The organism is Streptomyces beijiangensis (assembly GCF_017315755.1).
GTDB classification, from domain to species: domain Bacteria; phylum Actinomycetota; class Actinomycetes; order Streptomycetales; family Streptomycetaceae; genus Streptomyces; species Streptomyces beijiangensis.
Window position 1 is genome coordinate 1 of record NZ_JAFLRJ010001247.1, and the last position, 446, is coordinate 446.

Below are 446 nucleotides of genomic sequence, written 5' to 3' on the forward strand. Positions count from 1 at the left end.
GCTCCGCCTCGGTGAACACCGTGGACTCGCGCCAGGCGGCGACCAGGTGGAGCCGGACCGCACTCTCACCGGCGGCCGCGGCCTCCTTGGTGTGCAGGTCGACGCAGTGACCGCAGCCGTTGATCTGGCTGGCGCGCAGCGACACCAGTTCCTGCGTGGACCGGGGCAGCGGCGACTGCTGGATCACCAGGCCCGCGCCCGCGAACCGCTTGGCGAACCTGAGGGAGATCTCGTTGGCGAACAGATCGAATCGGGCATCCATGGTGTCGTCCTCACTCGTGGTGTTGCATCGGACGAACACGAGATGCCGGCCGCCGGCTTCGTGTGACAGAACCTCCGTGTGACACAGCCCATGGCAGACGGGTGTCACAGATCCGCGGGGACCGGTGTCCCGTGCGCATGACGCAGCCGGAAGCGAAGGAGCGTGCGGTGAAGAACGAACGAAG

Annotated in this window: 1 protein-coding gene; it reads right to left on the reverse strand. The window is 67.3% G+C overall.

Going from position 1 to position 446, the window contains the following annotated elements:
* On the reverse strand, positions 1 to 262 hold a 262-nt coding region (locus tag J0695_RS41365), incomplete at its 3' end, for a carboxymuconolactone decarboxylase family protein (protein WP_206969956.1).
* Positions 263 to 446: the final 184 nt, after the last annotated feature.